This window comes from Enterobacter cloacae complex sp. P17RS (genome assembly GCF_014895885.1).
In the GTDB taxonomy this organism is placed as follows: domain Bacteria; phylum Pseudomonadota; class Gammaproteobacteria; order Enterobacterales; family Enterobacteriaceae; genus Enterobacter; species Enterobacter bugandensis.
In genome coordinates, this window is sequence record NZ_JADBQK010000012.1 from 1,793 (window position 1) to 4,989 (window position 3,197).

A 3,197-nucleotide genomic window follows, 5' to 3' on the forward strand; every position below is an offset into this window, starting at 1 on the left:
TTTGCTCTTTAAAAATCTGGATCAAGCTGAAAATTGAAACGACACATCTTTAATGGTGTGTTCGAGTCTCTCAAATTTTCGCAATCATGAAGTGAAACATCTTCGGGTTGTGAGGTTAAGCGACTAAGCGTACACGGTGGATGCCCTGGCAGTCAGAGGCGATGAAGGACGTGCTAATCTGCGAAAAGCGACGGCGAGGTGATATGAACCTTTGACCCGTCGATGTCCGAATGGGGAAACCCAGTGCAATCCGTTGCACTATCGTTAACTGAATACATAGGTTAACGAGGCGAACCGGGGGAACTGAAACATCTAAGTACCCCGAGGAAAAGAAATCAACCGAGATTCCCCCAGTAGCGGCGAGCGAACGGGGAGCAGCCCGGAGTCTGAATCAGCTTGTGTGTTAGTGGAAGCGTCTGGAAAGTCGCACGGTACAGGGTGACAGTCCCGTACACGAAAATGCACAGGTTGTGAACTCGAAGAGTAGGGCGGGACACGTGGTATCCTGTCTGAATATGGGGGGACCATCCTCCAAGGCTAAATACTCCTGACTGACCGATAGTGAACCAGTACCGTGAGGGAAAGGCGAAAAGAACCCCGGCGAGGGGAGTGAAAAAGAACCTGAAACCGTGTACGTACAAGCAGTGGGAGCACCTTCGGGTGTGACTGCGTACCTTTTGTATAATGGGTCAGCGACTTATATTCTGTAGCAAGGTTAACCGTATAGGGGAGCCGCAGGGAAACCGAGTCTTAACTGGGCGTTAAGTTGCAGGGTATAGACCCGAAACCCGGTGATCTAGCCATGGGCAGGTTGAAGGTTGGGTAACACTAACTGGAGGACCGAACCGACTAATGTTGAAAAATTAGCGGATGACCTGTGGCTGGGGGTGAAAGGCCAATCAAACCGGGAGATAGCTGGTTCTCCCCGAAAGCTATTTAGGTAGCGCCTCGTGAACTCATCTTCGGGGGTAGAGCACTGTTTCGGCTAGGGGGCCATCCCGGCTTACCAACCCGATGCAAACTACGAATACCGAAGAATGTTATCACGGGAGACACACGGCGGGTGCTAACGTCCGTCGTGAAGAGGGAAACAACCCAGACCGCCAGCTAAGGTCCCAAAGTCATGGTTAAGTGGGAAACGATGTGGGAAGGCACAGACAGCCAGGATGTTGGCTTAGAAGCAGCCATCATTTAAAGAAAGCGTAATAGCTCACTGGTCGAGTCGGCCTGCGCGGAAGATGTAACGGGGCTAAACCATGCACCGAAGCTGCGGCAGCGACACTATGTGTTGTTGGGTAGGGGAGCGTTCTGTAAGCCGTTGAAGGTGTGCTGTGAGGCATGCTGGAGGTATCAGAAGTGCGAATGCTGACATAAGTAACGATAAAGCGGGTGAAAAGCCCGCTCGCCGGAAGACCAAGGGTTCCTGTCCAACGTTAATCGGGGCAGGGTGAGTCGACCCCTAAGGCGAGGCCGAAAGGCGTAGTCGATGGGAAACAGGTTAATATTCCTGTACTTGGTGTTACTGCGAAGGGGGGACGGAGAAGGCTATGTCAGCCGGGCGACGGTTGTCCCGGTTTAAGCGTGTAGGTGTGTGTTCCAGGCAAATCCGGTTCACTTTAACACTGAGGCGTGATGACGAGGCACTACGGTGCTGAAGTGATAAATGCCCTGCTTCCAGGAAAAGCCTCTAAGCATCAGGTAACACGAAATCGTACCCCAAACCGACACAGGTGGTCAGGTAGAGAATACCAAGGCGCTTGAGAGAACTCGGGTGAAGGAACTAGGCAAAATGGTGCCGTAACTTCGGGAGAAGGCACGCTGATATGTAGGTGAAGTCCCTGCGGACGGAGCTGAAATCAGTCGAAGATACCAGCTGGCTGCAACTGTTTATTAAAAACACAGCACTGTGCAAACACGAAAGTGGACGTATACGGTGTGACGCCTGCCCGGTGCCGGAAGGTTAATTGATGGGGTTAGCGGCAACGCGAAGCTCTTGATCGAAGCCCCGGTAAACGGCGGCCGTAACTATAACGGTCCTAAGGTAGCGAAATTCCTTGTCGGGTAAGTTCCGACCTGCACGAATGGCGTAATGATGGCCAGGCTGTCTCCACCCGAGACTCAGTGAAATTGAACTCGCTGTGAAGATGCAGTGTACCCGCGGCAAGACGGAAAGACCCCGTGAACCTTTACTATAGCTTGACACTGAACACTGGTCCTTGATGTGTAGGATAGGTGGGAGGCTTTGAAGCGTGGACGCCAGTCTGCGTGGAGCCGTCCTTGAAATACCACCCTTTAATGGCTGGTGTTCTAACGTGGACCCGTAATCCGGGTTGCGGACAGTGTCTGGTGGGTAGTTTGACTGGGGCGGTCTCCTCCCAAAGAGTAACGGAGGAGCACGAAGGTTAGCTAATCCTGGTCGGACATCAGGAGGTTAGTGCAATGGCATAAGCTAGCTTGACTGCGAGAGTGACGGCTCGAGCAGGTGCGAAAGCAGGTCATAGTGATCCGGTGGTTCTGAATGGAAGGGCCATCGCTCAACGGATAAAAGGTACTCCGGGGATAACAGGCTGATACCGCCCAAGAGTTCATATCGACGGCGGTGTTTGGCACCTCGATGTCGGCTCATCACATCCTGGGGCTGAAGTAGGTCCCAAGGGTATGGCTGTTCGCCATTTAAAGTGGTACGCGAGCTGGGTTTAGAACGTCGTGAGACAGTTCGGTCCCTATCTGCCGTGGGCGCTGGAGAATTGAGGGGGGCTGCTCCTAGTACGAGAGGACCGGAGTGGACGCATCACTGGTGTTCGGGTTGTCATGCCAATGGCACTGCCCGGTAGCTAAATGCGGAAGAGATAAGTGCTGAAAGCATCTAAGCACGAAACTTGCCCCGAGATGAGTTCTCCCTGAGACTTTAAGTCTCCTGAAGGAACGTTGAAGACGACGACGTTGATAGGCCGGGTGTGTAAGCGCAGCGATGCGTTGAGCTAACCGGTACTAATGAACCGTGAGGCTTAACCTTACAACGCCGAAGCTGTTTTGGCGGTGAGAGACGATTTTCAGCCTGATACAGATTAACAGAATTTGCCTGGCGGCTTTAGCGCGGTGGTCCCACCTGACCCCATGCCGAACTCAGAAGTGAAACGCCGTAGCGCCGATGGTAGTGTGGGGTCTCCCCATGTGAGAGTAGGGAACTGCCAGGC

General features: G+C 53.0%; 2 rRNA genes. Both read left to right on the top strand.

The annotated features are described in order from the left end of the window. The first annotated feature begins 113 nt into the window (after window positions 1-113). Window positions 114-3,016, top strand: a 23S ribosomal RNA gene (locus tag IM265_RS12270). Between the two features lie 65 nt (window positions 3,017-3,081). Continuing rightward, window positions 3,082-3,197: ribosomal RNA gene (gene rrf, locus IM265_RS12275) — 5S ribosomal RNA — on the top strand.